General features: G+C 68.8%; 15 protein-coding genes and 1 pseudogene. 10 read left to right on the forward strand and 6 right to left on the reverse strand.

The window, feature by feature from the left end; all coding sequences use genetic code 11:
- Nucleotides 1-92: pseudogene (locus tag ACGFX9_RS33530) on the forward strand (hypothetical protein); the annotation flags it as partial.
- A gap of 7 nt (nt 93-99) precedes the next feature.
- Nucleotides 100-1,641, forward strand: coding sequence for a glycosyltransferase family 87 protein (locus ACGFX9_RS33535; RefSeq protein ID WP_393481960.1), 1,542 nt, complete (start codon nt 100-102; stop codon nt 1,639-1,641).
- Between the two features lie 95 nt (nt 1,642-1,736).
- Here the strand turns inward: ACGFX9_RS33535 and ACGFX9_RS33540 are convergent, their stop codons facing one another.
- The 3 genes from ACGFX9_RS33540 to ACGFX9_RS33550 all read right to left on the reverse strand — a co-directional run bounded on the left by ACGFX9_RS33540 (nt 1,737) and on the right by ACGFX9_RS33550 (nt 4,437).
- The gene (locus tag ACGFX9_RS33540; protein ID WP_393481963.1) at nt 1,737-2,768 is read right to left on the reverse strand and encodes an alanine racemase; all 1,032 of its coding nucleotides are present in this window, start codon (nt 2,766-2,768) and stop codon (nt 1,737-1,739) included.
- An 89-nt stretch (nt 2,769-2,857) separates the two neighbouring features.
- Entirely contained in the window at nt 2,858-3,979 is a 1,122-nt protein-coding gene (locus ACGFX9_RS33545; RefSeq protein WP_344518403.1) for a peptidoglycan bridge formation glycyltransferase FemA/FemB family protein, read from the reverse strand.
- A gap of 146 nt (nt 3,980-4,125) precedes the next feature.
- The gene (locus ACGFX9_RS33550; RefSeq protein ID WP_393481966.1) at nt 4,126-4,437 is read right to left on the reverse strand and encodes a hypothetical protein; all 312 of its coding nucleotides are present in this window, start codon (nt 4,435-4,437) and stop codon (nt 4,126-4,128) included.
- Between the two features lie 276 nt (nt 4,438-4,713).
- Between ACGFX9_RS33550 and rpsF the strand changes: the two genes are divergently transcribed.
- The 4 genes from rpsF to rplI all read left to right on the forward strand — a co-directional run bounded on the left by rpsF (nt 4,714) and on the right by rplI (nt 6,452).
- Nucleotides 4,714-5,004 carry a 30S ribosomal protein S6 gene (rpsF, locus tag ACGFX9_RS33555; protein WP_104787430.1) on the forward strand — a complete coding sequence of 97 codons (291 nt, stop codon included), beginning with the start codon at nt 4,714-4,716 and terminating at the stop codon, nt 5,002-5,004.
- Between the two features lie 80 nt (nt 5,005-5,084).
- Nucleotides 5,085-5,693, forward strand: a complete 609-nt coding sequence (locus ACGFX9_RS33560) for a single-stranded DNA-binding protein (RefSeq protein ID WP_393481969.1) — start codon at nt 5,085-5,087, stop codon at nt 5,691-5,693.
- Nucleotides 5,694-5,750: 57 nt separating this feature from the next.
- Nucleotides 5,751-5,987 (forward strand): 30S ribosomal protein S18, encoded by a 237-nt coding sequence (gene rpsR, locus ACGFX9_RS33565; protein WP_003949403.1) that lies wholly within the window; start codon nt 5,751-5,753, stop codon nt 5,985-5,987.
- Between the two features lie 18 nt (nt 5,988-6,005).
- A complete protein-coding gene (gene rplI / locus ACGFX9_RS33570; protein ID WP_190082966.1) occupies nt 6,006-6,452 on the forward strand; it encodes a 50S ribosomal protein L9 in 447 nt (148 codons plus the stop codon).
- A gap of 148 nt (nt 6,453-6,600) precedes the next feature.
- On the opposite strand, the gene ACGFX9_RS33575 is transcribed toward rplI, so the two are convergent.
- Nucleotides 6,601-7,938, reverse strand: coding sequence for an MATE family efflux transporter (locus tag ACGFX9_RS33575; protein ID WP_393481972.1), 1,338 nt, complete (start codon nt 7,936-7,938; stop codon nt 6,601-6,603).
- Nucleotides 7,939-8,397: 459 nt separating this feature from the next.
- Here ACGFX9_RS33575 and dnaB point away from each other — a divergent pair, with 459 nt between their 5' ends.
- A complete protein-coding gene (dnaB, locus tag ACGFX9_RS33580) occupies nt 8,398-9,876 on the forward strand; it encodes a replicative DNA helicase (RefSeq protein ID WP_393481975.1) in 1,479 nt (492 codons plus the stop codon).
- Between the two features lie 13 nt (nt 9,877-9,889).
- Here dnaB and ACGFX9_RS33585 read toward each other — a convergent pair whose 3' ends face one another.
- Nucleotides 9,890-10,861, reverse strand: coding sequence for a helix-turn-helix transcriptional regulator (locus ACGFX9_RS33585; RefSeq protein WP_393481979.1), 972 nt, complete (start codon nt 10,859-10,861; stop codon nt 9,890-9,892).
- Nucleotides 10,862-10,989: 128 nt separating this feature from the next.
- Between ACGFX9_RS33585 and ACGFX9_RS33590 the strand changes: the two genes are divergently transcribed.
- Nucleotides 10,990-11,385, forward strand: coding sequence for a RidA family protein (locus ACGFX9_RS33590; RefSeq protein WP_393481982.1), 396 nt, complete (start codon nt 10,990-10,992; stop codon nt 11,383-11,385).
- Between the two features lie 19 nt (nt 11,386-11,404).
- Here the strand turns inward: ACGFX9_RS33590 and ACGFX9_RS33595 are convergent, their stop codons facing one another.
- A complete protein-coding gene (locus ACGFX9_RS33595) occupies nt 11,405-12,958 on the reverse strand; it encodes a PLP-dependent aminotransferase family protein (RefSeq protein ID WP_393481985.1) in 1,554 nt (517 codons plus the stop codon).
- Nucleotides 12,959-12,986: 28 nt separating this feature from the next.
- Between ACGFX9_RS33595 and ACGFX9_RS33600 the strand changes: the two genes are divergently transcribed.
- A complete protein-coding gene (locus tag ACGFX9_RS33600; protein WP_393481988.1) occupies nt 12,987-13,883 on the forward strand; it encodes a methyltransferase domain-containing protein in 897 nt (298 codons plus the stop codon).
- A gap of 130 nt (nt 13,884-14,013) precedes the next feature.
- Nucleotides 14,014-15,396 carry a serine hydrolase domain-containing protein gene (locus ACGFX9_RS33605; protein ID WP_393481991.1) on the forward strand — a complete coding sequence of 461 codons (1,383 nt, stop codon included), beginning with the start codon at nt 14,014-14,016 and terminating at the stop codon, nt 15,394-15,396.
- The last annotated feature ends 111 nt before the right edge of the window (nt 15,397-15,507 follow it).

Raw genomic sequence — 15,507 nt, forward strand, 5'->3', positions numbered from 1 at the left:
CGGAGCTGATGCCGCTCCCGATCCATCTCGCGCACCGGCTGTCGCGTCGTCTGTCGGAGGTGCGCAAGAACGGGACGATCCCGTATCTGCGCCTGCGGCATGCCCAGTGCAGAGACGACGCGCACGAGCGTGCACAAGCCCCCCACCAGTGCACAGCAGCCCGAGCCCGTACGCCCGACCAAGGAGGATGAGGTCGCGGCGGCCGGCAGCGAGCTGATCGGTGGGCCCATCGGCCGCAGAGTGCTGTTCGCGGCGACGTGGTGGACTCCCGTACGCGTCATCGCCCTCGTGGCCATCGGGATGTTCGCGCTTGGCATGGTGCAGAAGCTGCCGTGTTACGACGGCGCCTGGTTCCAGGGCGCGAGCTCGCAGTACACGCACGCCTGCTACTCGGACATCCCGCATCTCTACCAGGGGCGCGGCTTCGCCGACGGGCTCGTGCCCTACTTCGACAAGCTGCCCGGCGACATGGAGTACCTCGAATACCCGGTGCTGACCGGTGTGTTCATGGAAGTGGCCTCCTGGCTGACCCCGGGCAGCGGCAGCATCCAGCACCAGGAGAAGTTCTACTGGATGGTCAACGCCGGCATGCTGATGGCCTGCACGGCGGTCATCGCCGTCTGCGTCGCCCGCACCCACCGGCGCCGCCCCTGGGACGGCCTGCTGGTCGCCCTGGCGCCCGCCTTCGCGCTGACGGCCACCATCAACTGGGACCTGTTCGCGGTCGCACTGACCGCCGCCGCGATGCTGATGTGGTCGCGGCGCGGGGCGGCCTCCGCGGGCATTTTCCTCGGCCTCGCGACTGCCGCGAAGCTCTACCCCGCACTGCTCCTCGGCCCGCTGCTCATCCTGTGCTGGCGCGCGGGGCGCTGGCGGGCCTTCTGGACGGCGACCGCGGCGGCGGTCGGCGTCTGGCTCGTGGTGAACCTGCCGGTGATGATCGACCACGACTCGACGGGCTTCCACCTCCGCGAGGGCTGGGCGAAGTTCTACACCTTCAGCCAGGAACGAGGCGTCGACTTCGGCTCCTTCTGGCTGGTCCTCTCCCAGCGCATGGACGAACCGCTGTCCACCGACACGGTCAACACCCTGGCGTCGGCGCTGATGCTCCTCGCCTGCCTGGGGATCGGCGCGCTCGGCCTGACCGCGCCGCGCCGGCCGCGCTTCGCGCAGCTCGCCTTCCTGGTGGTCGCCGCGTTCATCCTGACCAACAAGGTCTACTCGCCGCAGTACGTACTGTGGCTGATCCCCCTCGCCGCGCTCGCCCGGCCGCGCTGGCGTGACTTCCTGATCTGGCAGGCGTGCGAGGTCGCGTACTTCCTGGGGATCTGGCTGTACCTCGCGTACACGACCAGCGGAGACGCCCATAAGGGCCTGCCGACCGAGGGCTATCAACTCGTCGTCGTGGTGCACCTGCTGGGGACGCTGTACCTGTGCGCCGTGGTCGTACGCGACATCCTGATGCCCGAGAGGGACCCGGTGCGGCGCTCCGGCGACGACGACCCCTCAGGGGGCGTCCTGGACGGCGCGAAGGACGTCTTCGTCCTCGGCCAGGCGGCCCATCCGCCGCGGCACGCGGCGCACTCCACCGAGGGGACCTACGTGCGGTGGGGATCTCCGCCGACCGATATTTCACCCTGAGCGAACAAGCCGCCGCAGCGGCCGGAAATGACTGAAGGGCCGGGAGCGACAACCGTCGCTCCCGGCCCTTCAGTCTGTCGTCGGTCCGGCTGTGATCAGCGGTCGACGATGCGGTCGAACTGCGTGGTGGTGTGCCGCAGATGAGCCACCAGCTCCTCGCCCACCTTCGGCTCGGGGGCGTCCGAGGGCACGAAGAGGATGGAGACCTGCATGTGCGGCGGCTCCGCGAACCAGCGCTGCTTGCCGCCCCAGACGAACGGCGACAGGTTGCGGTTGACGGTCGCGAGACCCGCGCGGGCCACGCCCTTGGCACGCGGCACCATGCCGTGCAGTGCCTTCGGGGCCTCCAGACCGACGCCGTGCGACGTGCCGCCTGCGACGACGACCAGCCAGCCGTCGGAGGCGGCCTTCTGCTGGCGGTAGCCGAAGCGGTCGCCCTTGGCCACCTGCGTGACGTCCAGGACGGCACCGCGGTACTGGGTGGCCTCGTGGTCCCCCAGCCACAGATGCGTACCGATGCGTGCGCGGAAGCGGGTCTGGGGGAACTGCTGCTGCAGGCGGGCGAGTTCGTCGGCCTTGAGGTGGCTGACGAACATCGTGTGCAGGGGAAGGCGGGCGGCACGCAGCCGGTCCATCCAGCCGATGACCTCCTCGACGGCGTCCGAGCCGTCGGTGCGGTCGAGCGGCAGGTGGATGGCGAAGCCTTCGAGCCGTACGTCCTCGATGGCCGCGTGCAGCTGGGAGAGCTCCTGCTCGCTGACGCCGTGCCGCTTCATCGAGGACATGACCTCGATGACGACGCGGGCGCCCACGAGGCCGTGTACGCCGTCCAGGGACGACACGGAGCGGATGACGCGGTCGGGCAGGGGCACGGGCTCCTCGCCCCGCCGGAACGGGGTCAGGACCAGCAGGTCGCCGCTGAACCAGTCCTTGATCCGGGCGGCTTCGTACGTGGTGCCGACGGCGAGGATGTCGGAGCCGAAGCGGGTCGCTTCCTCCGCGAGGCGCTCATGACCGAAGCCGTAGCCGTTGCCCTTGCAGACCGGGACGATTCCCGGGAACTGCTCCAGCACGTGCTTGTGGTGTGCCCGCCAGCGCGCGGTGTCGACATAGAGCGTGAGCGCCATGGCCGGATCCCGGAACCTTTCTCGTGGCTGCGGTGTATCAGAGGATGGAACGTATGTGTGGCTGTGTGAATTGTGCCGGGTAGGCGCGGTCAGCGGCGCGACATGTAGATGTCGAGGGCCTTGTGGAGCAGCTTGTTGAGCGGGAAGTCCCACTCGCCGATGTACTCGACAGCCTCTCCACCCGTGCCCACCTTGAACTGGATCAGTCCGAACAGGTGGTCCGTCTCGTCCAGGGAGTCCGAGATGCCCCGCAGGTCATAGACGGTGGCGCCGAGCGCGTAGGCGTCCCGGAGCATCCGCCACTGCATCGCGTTCGAGGGCCTGACCTCGCGGCCGATGTTGTCCGAGGCGCCGTAGGAGTACCAGACGTGGCCGCCGACGACGAGCATCGTCGCCGCGGAGAGGTTCACGCCGTTGTGCCGCGCGAAGTACAGCCGCATGCGGTTGGGGTCCTCGGAGTTGAGGGTCCGCCACATCTGCTGGAAGTAACCCAGCGGCCGGGGACGGAACTTGTCGCGGACCGCGGTGATCTCGTAGAGCCGCTGCCATTCGGCGAGGTCTTCGTAACCACCCTGGACGACCTCGACGCCGGCCTTCTCGGCCTTCTTGATGTTGCGTCGCCACAGCTGGTTGAAGCCCTTGAGGACCTCGTCCAGGGAGCGGTTGGCCAGGGGCACCTGGAAGACGTAACGGGGCTGTACGTCACCAAAACCGGCGCCGCCGTCCTCGCCCTGCTGCCAGCCCATCTTCCGCAGCCGGTCGGAGACTTCGAAGGCACGCGGCTCGATGTGCGAGGCCTCGACGTCCCGGAGCCGCTTCACGTCCGGGTTCTGGATGCCCGACTTGATCGCGGGAGCGTCCCAGCGCCGGATGACGACCGGCGGGCCCATCTTCACGGAGAAGGCGCCCTGCCGCTTCAGATGCGCGAGCATCGGCTGCAGCCAGTCGTCCAGGTTCGGGGCGTACCAGTTGATGACCGGGCCCTCGGGCAGGTAGGCGAGGTAGCGCTTCACCTTGGGCAGCTGCCGGTAGAGCACCAGGCCCGCGCCGACGAGTTCGCCGGTCCGGTCGTCGAACCACCCCAGGTTCTCCGAACGCCATTCACTCTTCACATCCGCCCATGCCGGGACCTGGCAATGACTTGCCGACGGCAGGCTCTGGATATACGCCAGATGCTGCTCGCGACTGATGGTCCTCAGGGTCAGACTCATTCCGGGCGCTCCTCGGGCTGGTGTGTCCCCATGGGTACAGGGGCTCCGGCTCTCGCGCCGAAGCCTACTGTGCCCCGCGAGCGCCTCGTCTGGGCGTACGGAACCTTGGCCCCCGCCTTATGGGCGGCGGGGGCGCCGAGGGCGGGTTACCAGAGCCCGCCGAAGAGTCCGCCGTGTGCCATACCCAGGAAGAATCCGACCGCTGACGCACCGAGCCCGAGGATCAGGCCGAAGCGTTCACGCGTCGTCTCGGAGACGAACTGTCCCCACGCTCCCGTGGCGATCCCCACCAGACCGGCCCAGGAACTGAGCAGGTGGAGGTTGTGGAACATCGCGGAGACGAAGGCGATCGCACCCAGGAGCAGGGTCACGCCGAGCAGCGCGTCCTGCAGTGGATGGGCCTTGCCGTCCGTGGCGAAGAGAGAGCCGGCGGTGTTCGGTCGCAATACCTGTGCCATGAGGCACCTCCTGCGGAAGGCGGCGCATCGTAGCGCCATACACACCCGATGTGTACAGATTCTGCCCGTCCGCCGCCGGATTTCAACCGGAAGCCTAGGTGCGGGTAGTCTGTACCGTCTGCACCGGTGTCTGCCCAGGCCATGGCAGGGACTCCCGATCGGTCTACTGATCGGGGAGCCCGATTGTCAGTGGCTGCCGATACCGTTGCGTACGCATCACGACCCTCCTGCCACGGAACGACCGTGGCCGCTGAGTCCAAAGGAGGTGGGTTCCACATGCGTCACTACGAAGTGATGGTCATCCTCGACCCCGATCTCGAGGAGCGCGCTGTCTCCCCGTTGATCGAGAACTTCCTCTCCGTCGTCCGTGAGGGCGATGGAAAGGTTGAGAAGGTCGACACCTGGGGCCGTCGTCGTCTCTCGTACGAGATCAAGAAGAAGCCCGAGGGCATCTACTCGGTCATCGACCTGCAGGCCGAGCCTGCGGTCGTCAAGGAGCTCGACCGCCAGATGAACCTGAACGAGTCGGTCCTCCGGACCAAGGTCCTCCGTCCCGAGACCCACTGAGCTTCCTAGCTCAGCGGTAATCGGGATCCGAGTAGCAGCAGCAAAAGCAGCCAGCAGCAAACCCGCCGAGAGGTTCCCCCATGGCAGGCGAGACCGTCATCACGGTCGTCGGCAATCTTGTCGACGACCCCGAGCTGCGCTTCACCCCGTCCGGTGCGGCGGTCGCGAAGTTCCGTGTCGCGTCCACTCCCCGCATCTTCGACAAGCAGACCAATGAGTGGAAGGACGGCGAAGGCCTGTTCCTCACCTGCTCGGTCTGGCGTCAGGCGGCGGAGAATGTCGCGGAGTCGCTTCAGCGAGGCATGCGCGTCGTCGTGCAGGGCCGGTTGAAGCAGCGGTCCTACGAAGACCGTGAGGGCATCAAGCGCACGGTCTACGAGCTGGACGTCGAGGAAGTCGGCGCCAGCTTGAAGAACGCCACGGCCAAGGTCACCAAGACCACTGGTCGCGGCGGCCAGGGCGGCGGGTTCGGCGGCGGTGGCGGCGGCCAGCAGGGTGGCGGCAACTGGGGCGGCGGCTCCGGTGGCGGTCAGCCGCAGGGTGGCGGCGGTGCTCCCGCCGACGACCCCTGGGCGACCGGTGCGCCGGCCGGCGGCGGCCAGCAGCAGGGCGGCGGCGGTGGCTGGGGCGGAAGCTCCGGCGGCTCCGGCGGCTCTGGCGGCGGCTACTCGGACGAGCCCCCCTTCTAGGCCTTCGGGCCAAGGGTGGGCCGTTCCCACACTTCTTGATCACACAGGAGAAACACCATGGCGAAGCCGCCTGTGCGCAAGCCTAAGAAGAAGGTCTGCGCATTCTGCAAGGACAAGGTCACGTACGTGGACTACAAGGACACGAACATGCTGCGGAAGTTCATTTCCGACCGCGGCAAGATCCGTGCCCGCCGCGTGACCGGCAACTGCACGCAGCACCAGCGTGACGTCGCCACGGCAGTCAAGAACAGCCGTGAGATGGCGCTGCTGCCCTACACGTCCACCGCGCGATAAGGGAAGGGTGACCGACAAATGAAGATCATCCTCACCCACGAGGTCTCCGGCCTCGGTGCCGCCGGCGAGGTCGTAGACGTCAAGGACGGCTACGCCCGCAACTACCTGATCCCGCGGAACTTTGCGATCCGCTGGACCAAGGGCGGCGAAAAGGACGTCGAGCAGATCCGTCGTGCTCGCAAGATCCACGAGATCGCGACCATCGAGCAGGCCAACGAGGTCAAGGCCAAGCTCGAGGGCGTCAAGGTCCGTCTGGCCGTCCGCTCCGGCGACGCCGGTCGTCTCTTCGGTTCCGTCACCCCGGCTGACGTCGCTTCGGCGATCGAGGCCGCCGGTGGTCCGAAGATCGACAAGCGCCGTGTCGAGCTGGGCTCGCCGATCAAGACGCTGGGCGCCCACGCGACGTCCGTGCGTCTGCACCCCGAGGTTGCCGCTCAGGTCAACATCGAGGTCGTCTCCGCCTAAGCACTGCGCTTGGCAGAGCTGAAGCAAACGTTGGGCCGCACCCTCAGGGGTGCGGCCCAACGTGTTTTGCGGGCGTTCTTTGCGGGCGTGCTTTACGGATGTCGTGTTTCACGTGATGCGCTGTTTCACGTGAAACAGCGGGCCGTGCTCAACGGGTGGCGCCGGTGACGATCCAGTTGCCGGAGCGCGTACGCATCCAGAGGGTCGCCATTCGGACGGCCATCATCAGCGTCATCGCTGCCCAGATGGCCGTCAGCCCGCCGCCGAAGGTCGGTACGAGGAGTGCCACCGGAGCGAAGACCGCCAGCGTGGCCAGCATCGCCCAGGCCAGATACGGGCCGTCCCCGGCTCCCATCAGGACGCCGTCGAGGACGTAGACGATGCCGCAGATCGGCTGGGAGATGGCCACCACCACCAGCGCGGGCAGGGCGGCGTCCTGGACGACGGAGTCGCTGGAGAAGAGCGGAATGAACAGCGGCCGGGCGAGGACGACCAGCACTCCGAGCGCGACTCCTGAGGCGATGCCCCACTGGACCATGCGGCGGCAGACGTCACGCGCGCCCTGGGCGTCGTTCGCGCCCAGATAGCGGCCGATGATCGCCTGGCCGGCGATGGCGATGGCGTCGAGCGCGAAGGCCAGCAGGCTCCACAGGGACAGGATGATCTGGTGGGCGGCCACATCGGCGTCGCCCAGGCGGGCGGCCACCGCGGTCGCGATCATGAGGATCGCCCGCAGCGAGAGCGTACGGACAAGAAGAGGAGCACCCGCCTGGGCGCAGGCCCTGATCCCGGCGGCGTCGGGTCGCAGAGAGGCGCCGTGGCGTCTGGCTCCGCGTACGACGACGAAGAGGTACACCGCGGCCATCGCGCACTGGGCGATGACGGTGCCCCAGGCGGAACCGGCGATGCCCAGGCCGGCGCCGTACACGAGGCCGACGTTGAGGACGCCGTTGGCGACGAAGCCGCCGATCGCGACGTACAGCGGGGTCTTCGTGTCCTGCAGTCCGCGCAGGACACCGGTGGAGGCGAGCACGACGAGCATCGCGGGGATGCCGAGCGAGGAGATGCGGAGGTAGGTGATCGCGTACGGAGCGGCGGTGTCCGATGCGCCGAAGAGGTCCACCAGAGCGGGCGCGGTGGGAAGGACGACGGCGATGACGGCGGCGCCCAGCAGGAGGGCGAGCCAGATGCCGTCCATGCCCTGGCGGATGGCGGCCTGGAGATCTCCGGCGCCCACCCGGCGTGCGACGGCGGCTGTGGTCGCGTAGGCGAGGAAGACGAAGACGCTGACGGCGGTCGTGAGAAGGGCCGAGGCGACGCCGAGACCGGCCAGTTGCGCGGTGCCGAGGTGGCCCACGATGGCGCTGTCGGCCATCACGAAGAGAGGCTCGGCGACGAGTGCGCCGAAGGCGGGGACGGCGAGTGCGATGATCTCTCGGTCATGCTGTCGCCGGGCGGCCTTGGGCGCCGCGGAAGCCGATGTCATGGGCACCAATCTAATCTTCCACAGGTAAGAGATGCAATGCATCAGTGACCCTTACCAGCTCTCGGTTGGGACACACTTCGGCGCACTGTTTGTCGCGATCTTGCTCCCAGCGGGAAAGTTTTTCTTCTGCACAGCCGGTGGATGGGAAAGCCGCAGGTCAGCGTGTGTGCGTGGCGAAGGCTGAGTGCTTGTTCACAGGCCTGTCCACCGGGCCGTGCACAGGTTTGGCGGGGTTCTCCACAGCAACGCGCCCGTCATCCACACCGCCTGTGGATAACCAGATTGGCTGACGGTGGCCGCGGGCCTACCGTGGTGCGACGCCCCCCTAGTGATCCGGCCTCGGAAAGCCCGTAAATCCGACGCGCCAGAACCGGAGTTGGGCCGCCCATTTGTCAGTGTCGTGCCGTAAGAAAGAGGGGCACGGCTAGGTCCGCGCGGCGGACGGGAGGAGGTGGCCCGGTGAGTATTTCCGAGCCGTTGGACGACCCCTGGGCCGACAGCGGTCCCAGTGACCGTCTGCCCGCCTCCCGCCAGCGCCGCGACGGGGGCAGGAGCCGCGACGACCAGCACGACCGCGGCCGTGAAAGCGGCGGCTGGGACGGTGGGGGCACCGCTTTCGAGCGCGTACCGCCGCAGGATCTTGACGCGGAGCAGTCGGTGCTCGGCGGCATGCTGCTCTCCAAGGACGCCATCGCCGACGTCGTCGAGGTGCTCAAGGGCCACGACTTCTACCGTCCGGCGCACGAGACGATCTACACGGCGATCCTCGACCTGTACGCGAAGGGCGAGCCGGCCGACCCGATCACCGCCGCGGCCGAGCTCACCAAGCGTGGCGAGATCACCAAGGTCGGCGGCGCATCGTATCTGCACACGCTGGTGCAGACGGTGCCGACGGCGGCGAACGCCGAGTACTACGCGGAGATCGTCCACGAGCGTGCCGTCCTGCGCCGCCTCGTCGAGGCGGGCACACGCATCACGCAGATGGGATACGCGGCCGACGGCGACGTGGACGAGATCGTCAACAGCGCCCAGGCCGAGATCTACGCCGTCACCGAGCAGCGCACCAGCGAGGACTATCTGCCGCTCGGCGACATCATGGAGGGCGCGCTCGACGAGATCGAGGCGATCGGTTCGCGCAGCGGCGAGATGACCGGTGTGCCGACGGGCTTCACCGACTTCGACTCCCTGACGAACGGCCTGCACCCGGGCCAGATGATCGTCATCGCCGCTCGCCCCGCCATGGGTAAGTCCACGCTGGCGCTCGACTTCGCGCGGGCCGCCTCCATCAAGCACAACCTGCCCAGCGTCATCTTCTCCCTGGAAATGGGGCGCAATGAGATCGCGATGCGCCTGCTGTCCGCGGAGGCACGCGTGGCGCTGCACCACATGCGCTCCGGCACGATGACGGACGAGGACTGGACGCGGCTCGCGCGCCGGATGCCCGAGGTGTCGGCCGCTCCGCTCTACATCGACGACTCCCCGAACCTGTCGATGATGGAGATCCGCGCGAAGTGCCGCCGCCTCAAGCAGCGGGCCGACATCAAGATGGTGATCATCGACTATCTGCAGCTGATGCAGTCCGGTGGTTCCAAGCGTGCCGAGAGCCGCCAGCAGGAAGTCTCGGACATGTCGCGAAACCTGAAGCTCCTCGCCAAGGAGCTCGAGGTACCGGTCATCGCGCTCTCGCAGCTGAACCGTGGTCCCGAGCAGCGCACCGACAAGAAGCCTCAGGTCTCCGACCTGCGTGAATCCGGGTCGATCGAGCAGGACGCGGACATGGTGATCCTGCTGCACCGCGAGGACGCGTACGAGAAGGAGTCCCCGCGCGCGGGCGAGGCGGACATCATCGTGGGCAAGCACCGTAATGGTCCGACGGCGACGATCACGGTTGCTTTCCAGGGGCACTACTCGCGCTTTGTGGATATGGCACAGACGTAGTTGTCGCTTGCTCTCAGAGGGAATCTTCGTAGCGGGCAGCAATCGCGGCGGCGCGGTTGCGCAGGGCGGTGCGTAGTGACGCCGGGGCCAAGGCTTCCGCGTCCGTGCTGAGTTGCCACAGCGCCCATTCGGCGTGTCGTGCATCTTGGAACGTCACCTCAAGGCGGAGCCAGCCGTCTGTGTCGGGTTCTGCGGCGCGGAGAGTGATCGCGGTGCTCAGCAGGTCGTCCCGACGCGCCGGGTTCACCCGTACCAGCACGGTGATGTGGCCGTCCGACAGAAACCGCGCGCAGCGTTCCTGCCAGATCCGGTCCAGATCCACCCGGTTCGGTCGCTGTGCCGGTTGGGGGAGTTCCTCGGCGGCGAGCACTCGCGACAGCCGGTAGGTGCGGTCCGCGCCGGCTCTCGTGGCCAGCAAGTAGCCACGGTCGCGCACGGTGACCAGGCCGATCGGGTCCACCGTGCGCCACTGGGGTGCCTGGTCCGTGGCCGTGTAGTGGATGCGCAGTTTGTGTCCGGCGAGCACCGCGCGCCGGATCTCGATCATCGTCGTGTCGGGCACCTCCTCGGTGACCGGACGGCGTGAGAGCAGGTCGGTCTCCGGCTCGACGAGAAACCGCTGGGCCGCGTCGCTCGCGGTGGCCCGGTGGCTTTCGGGCAGCGCGTCAACCACCTTGAGCATGGCCGAAGCGAGCGCCGAGCCGAGGCCGAATGCCTGCTCGCCGCGGCCCGATCCGGCGGTCAGCAGGGCGACGGCCTCGTCGTGGTTCAGGCCGGTCAACTCGGTCCGGAAACCGGGCAACAACGCGAACCCGCCGTGCCGGCCGCGTTCGGCGTAGACCGGGACGCCTGCCGCGGACAGCGCCTCGATGTCGCGCAGCACCGTACGGGTGGAGACCTCGAGCTCACGGGCCAGCGTGTCCGCGGTCAGCTGCCCGCGCTGCCGCAACAGCAGCACCAGTGAGACGAGCCGGTCGGCGCGCATATGAGGACCTTATCGAATACATGACAAGGGGTGTCGTGCTTTGTTGGGAGGCTCATGAGCACCGAAACGCCATCGGTGGCGGTTACCGCGCCGATCGACGTACGTATTCGAATGGAGCTGATGTGGCGATGGAACGAACGGCAGTCAACCCGGTGGCGTGGTCGGTGGAGATGGGATTCAACCAGGGTGAGATCGTCTCCGGGCACACGCGGACCCTGTACTGCTCCGGACAGACCGCGATGAGCGGCGAGGGCAAGCCCCAGCACGACGGTGACATGGCCGCACAGTTGGCGTTGAGCCTCGACAATCTGGAGGCCGTGCTCGGCGAGGCCGACATGTCCCTCGCGAACCTCGTCCGGCTCAACGTCTACACCACCGACGTCGATCTGCTGTTCCCGCACTATGGCGTGCTGGCCTCGCGGTTGGGCGCCGCCAAGGTGGCTCCGACCACGACGATGCTCGGGGTGACACGGCTGGCGATCCCTGGCCAGATGGTCGAGCTGGAAGGGACCGCCGTCGCGTGACCCGTTCTCGCCGCCTCTGCTACATGTGCCGCAAGGCGGTGCCGAGGATCGCCAGGCCCTCGGTGATGTCGGTGGTGGTGGGAGCGGCGTAGCCGAGTACGAGGCCGGGGCGGTGGGGCCGCTGGCTGTGCCAGGACAGCGGCTGGACCTTGACGCCGCGCGTCAGGGCCGCCGCCGCCAGGTCGGTGTCGCGGAAGCCGCCGTCGAAGGTGACCGTCAGGTGCAGGCCCGCCGCGGCGCCGTGCACGAGGGCGTCCGGCAAGTGGGCGCTGATCGCGGCGATCATCGCGTCCCGGCGCCGCCGGTGGCGTCCGCGCAGGAGGCGCAACTGGCGTTCCAGGGCGCCTGATTCCATCAGCTGGGCCAGGACCAACTGCGGCAGTACGGCGTTGCCGAGGTCGGCGAAGCGCTTGGCGGCGACGAGCGCGTCCCGGTACCTCGGCGGCGCGAGGACCCAGCCGATGCGCAGCGCGGGAGCGAGCAGCTTGGACACGCTCCCCGCGTAGCAGACGTGCTCGGCGAGCAGGGAGCGGAGCGCCGGAACCGGTGCGCGGTCGTAGCGGTGCTCGGCGTCGTAGTCGTCCTCGATGATCAGCCCGTCGTGTTCGGTGGCCCAGCGCATCAGTTCACGCCGCCGCTCGCCGCCAAGGACCACCCCGGTCGGGAACTGGTGCGCCGGAGTCAGCAGGACCGCGGGGGCGCCCGTGGCACGCAGCTCATCGACGCGGATTCCGTCGGCGTCGACAGGGGCAGGTGGGGTGGAGAGGCCGCAGTTGCGCAGATGCTGACGGGCGCCGAGCGAGCCGGGGTCCTCCACCGCCACCGTGCGGATCCCTTCGCGGTGCAGCACCTGGCCGAGCAGGGTGAGGGTCTGAGCGGTGCCCGCGGTGATGACGATGCCGCCGGGGTCCGCACGGATGCCCCGGTTGCGGGCCAGCCAGTCGGCGACCGCGCTGCGCAGGGCCGGGGCGCCGTGCGGGTCTCCGTATCCGAAGGCGGACGCGGGGAGCTTCCTCAGGACGGTGCGTTCGGCGCGCAGCCATGCGGAGCGGGGGAACGCGGCGAGGTCCGGTACGCCGGGCGACAGGTCGATCCGGGCGGGGGTGGCCCTCAGGGTGTCGAAGATGTCTGTGCCGGGCGTGGGGGTGAACAGGGCGCTCGGGTGCGGGAGGGTCTGGAGGTGCGGGGTGGGCTGTAGGGGCCGCGGAGGCGGGCCAGCGGGCGCTTCGGGTCGCGTCGGTATCGGTGCGGCGACCACGACGGTGCCGTTCCGCCCGCTTCCGGCGACGTGTCCGTCCTCGCTGAGGCGCTGGTAGGCCTCGGTTATCAGGCCACGGGATACGCGGAGTTCGGCCGCCAGGACCCGGGTGGCGGGGAGTCTGCTGCCCACCGGCAGGCGGCCGTCCGCTATCGCGAGGCGCAGCTGCCGGGCCAGCCAGTCCGTACGTCCGCCTGCCGGGGCGTCGCCGATGTTCAGCTGGAGGAAGTCGGCGCTGGGTGGTGGGTTGCCCGTGGCGGGCTGTGACTTCGTGCGTATGGACCGGTCGGTGGCACAGTCATTGGACCTGTTCACCGGGCCATAGTGACAGCAGGGTGAAGCCATGCAGACAGCCGCAGACACAGGCCCGGCCACGCCCGAGCCTGCTCTGACAGAAGCCGACCCCACTCCGAATCCCGCCGCCCGCCCAGCATTTGACTACGTGCACGGATACTCGCCCCGTGAGGCCCGGAGGCTGGGGGACCAGGCGGACACCCTTGCCGCGCTGCTGCACGACGGCACCGCGTATCCCGCGGGGAGCCGGGTTCTCGAGGTCGGCTGCGGGGTCGGCGCTCAGACCGTCCACCTGGTCGATTCCAGCCCTGGAGCGCACTTCGTGGCCGTCGATCGCTCGGCGGACTCGTTGGAGAAGGCCCGCGCCCGCGTCCTGGGCCACGCGCCCGACGCACAGGTGCGATGGCAGCGGGCCGATCTCTTCGATCTCCCTTTTGCGGACGCGGAGTTCGACCACATCTTCGTGTGCTTCGTCCTGGAACACCTGGCGACGACCCGGCAGGCGCTCACCGGGCTGCGGCGGCTGCTGCGGCCGGGCGGGACCATCACGGTGATCGAGGGGGACCACGGGTCGGCGTTCTTCCACCCCGACAGCGCCTACGCCCGCGCGGCGATCGGCTGCCAGGTTCAGCTGCAGGCCGACGGCGGTGGAAACGCCCTGGTCGGGCGGCAGTTGCAGCCACTCCTCACGCAAGCCGGATACGACGACGTCAGGGTGCGGCCACGCACTGTCTACGCGGACAGGACCCGGCCCGGCTTGGTCGAGGGCTTCACCCGCAGCACCTTCATCGCCATGATCGAATCCGTCAGGGACGACGCGCTGGCCGCTGCCCTCATCACCGAGGCCGACTGGGACCGCGGGATCGCCGATCTGCGCAGGAGCGCGGACGACGGAGGGACCTTCCACTACACGTTCTTCAAGGCCACGGCGACGCGCTCGGGATAGCCGAGGGCAGCGGAGCTCGTTCGAGGCGCTCGGGATAGCCGAGGGCAGCAGACTCGCCCAACGCGCCCCGGATAGCGCAAGCAGCAGAACTCGCTCGACGCGCGCCCCTCTCGGCAGGTGGACTAGGCCCATGACAACACCCCGTGAAGAGTTGCTGCCCTCCACCCGTCGCGCCCTGCTGCACCGCGTCGCCACCGCTCAGGCGGAGGGGCGGGCACCGTCACTCGTCGCCTCGGTTCTCCGGGACGGCGAGTTGGTGTGGACCGAGGGGCGTACCTGCGTCGAGGGGCACGCCCCGGACGAGAACGTCCAGTACCGCATCGGCTCGATCACCAAGACCTTCACCGCCGTACTGGTGATGCGGCTGCGCGACGAGGGCGCCCTCGACCTCTCCGATCCCCTGGAGAAGTACCTTCCCGGCACGGCCGCGGGCGACGTCACCATCGCGGAACTCCTCGCGCACACGGGCGGATTGGCGGCCGAGACCCCCGGCGAGTGGTGGGAGCGTACGCCGGCGTCGCAGCGCCCCGAGCTCGGGGACGTACTCGGTGAGCACCCCTTCAAGCACCCCACCGGCCGCCGGTTTCATTACTCCAACCCCGGTTACACCTTGCTCGGTTCGCTGATCGAGACCCTGCGGGGCGATACGTGGGAAGCGGTGCTGCGCCGCGAGATCCTGGAGCCGCTGGGCCTGGACCGCACGAGCGCGCAGCCGCAGGCGCCGCACGCTGGTGGCTGGGCCGTCCATCCGTGGGCGGACGTGATGATGCCCGAACCCACCGAGGACCTGGGCCTCATGGCGCCGGCCGGACAGCTGTGGTCCACGACGGCGGATCTGGCGCGCTTCGCCGCCTTCCTCCTGGCGGGCGACGACCGGGTCCTGTCCGCCGATTCGGTACGGGAGATGAGGACCCCGGCAGCGCCCACGCCGCCGGGGGACCTGAACTCGACGTACGGGTTCGGCACGCAGGTGATCCGGGTGGACGGGCGCACCCTGGTCGGGCACGGGGGCTCGCTGCCGGGCTTCATGGCCGGGCTGTGGGCGAGCGAGGAGGACGGTCTGGTGGCGGTCACGCTGACCAACTGCACCTCCGGCCCCGCAGTGACGACGTTGGCCGTCGAGCTGTTGCTGATCGTCGCCGAGGCCGAGCCCCGGATCCCCGAGGCTTGGCGGCCGCTTCCTGAGCTGGACAAGGCCCTGCTGGAGCTCGCCGGCCCCTGGTACTGGGGGACGAGCACCTTCGCGCTGCGGCCCGTCGCCGACGGAGCGGTCGAGTTGTCGCCCCTCACGGGCGGAGGCCGCGGTTCGCGCTTCCGGCCGAACGGCGACGGCAGCTGGACCGGGCTCGACGGCTACTTCGCGGGGGAGATCCTGCGGGCGGTGCGGCGGCCCGACGGATCGGTGAGCCATCTCGATCTCGGCTCGTTCTTCTTCACGCGCGAGCCGTACGAGGCGGGGGCTCCCGTGCCGGGCGGGGTGGACCCGGAGGGGTGGCGCGGACTTGCTCTGTAGGGCGCGCGTTCCCGTCTACACATGGTGGGGGCGTCGTGTTTCACGTGAAAAAACCCCCCCCCCCCCCCCCCCAAAAACCCTCCCCACTCACAGCGATCAACCGTCGGCACC

Source organism: Streptomyces sp. NPDC048436, assembly GCF_043200355.1.
GTDB lineage: Bacteria > Actinomycetota > Actinomycetes > Streptomycetales > Streptomycetaceae > Streptomyces.

What these genes read in the sequence shown, in the direction of transcription:
- ACGFX9_RS33575 (WP_393481972.1), bottom strand. Translation starts at nt 7,938, where the DNA reads ATGACATCGGCTTCCGCGGCGCCCAAGGCCGCCCGGCGACAGCATGAC.
- ACGFX9_RS33540 (WP_393481963.1), bottom strand. Translation starts at nt 2,768, where the DNA reads ATGGCGCTCACGCTCTATGTCGACACCGCGCGCTGGCGGGCACACCAC.
- ACGFX9_RS33545 (WP_344518403.1), bottom strand. Translation starts at nt 3,979, where the DNA reads ATGAGTCTGACCCTGAGGACCATCAGTCGCGAGCAGCATCTGGCGTAT.
- ACGFX9_RS33550 (WP_393481966.1), bottom strand. Translation starts at nt 4,437, where the DNA reads ATGGCACAGGTATTGCGACCGAACACCGCCGGCTCTCTCTTCGCCACG.
- ACGFX9_RS33585 (WP_393481979.1), bottom strand. Translation starts at nt 10,861, where the DNA reads ATGCGCGCCGACCGGCTCGTCTCACTGGTGCTGCTGTTGCGGCAGCGC.
- rplI (WP_190082966.1), top strand. Translation starts at nt 6,006, where the DNA reads ATGAAGATCATCCTCACCCACGAGGTCTCCGGCCTCGGTGCCGCCGGC.
- ACGFX9_RS33560 (WP_393481969.1), top strand. Translation starts at nt 5,085, where the DNA reads ATGGCAGGCGAGACCGTCATCACGGTCGTCGGCAATCTTGTCGACGAC.
- ACGFX9_RS33605 (WP_393481991.1), top strand. Translation starts at nt 14,014, where the DNA reads ATGACAACACCCCGTGAAGAGTTGCTGCCCTCCACCCGTCGCGCCCTG.
- rpsR (WP_003949403.1), top strand. Translation starts at nt 5,751, where the DNA reads ATGGCGAAGCCGCCTGTGCGCAAGCCTAAGAAGAAGGTCTGCGCATTC.
- rpsF (WP_104787430.1), top strand. Translation starts at nt 4,714, where the DNA reads ATGCGTCACTACGAAGTGATGGTCATCCTCGACCCCGATCTCGAGGAG.
- ACGFX9_RS33590 (WP_393481982.1), top strand. Translation starts at nt 10,990, where the DNA reads ATGGAACGAACGGCAGTCAACCCGGTGGCGTGGTCGGTGGAGATGGGA.
- ACGFX9_RS33535 (WP_393481960.1), top strand. Translation starts at nt 100, where the DNA reads ATGCCCAGTGCAGAGACGACGCGCACGAGCGTGCACAAGCCCCCCACC.
- ACGFX9_RS33600 (WP_393481988.1), top strand. Translation starts at nt 12,987, where the DNA reads ATGCAGACAGCCGCAGACACAGGCCCGGCCACGCCCGAGCCTGCTCTG.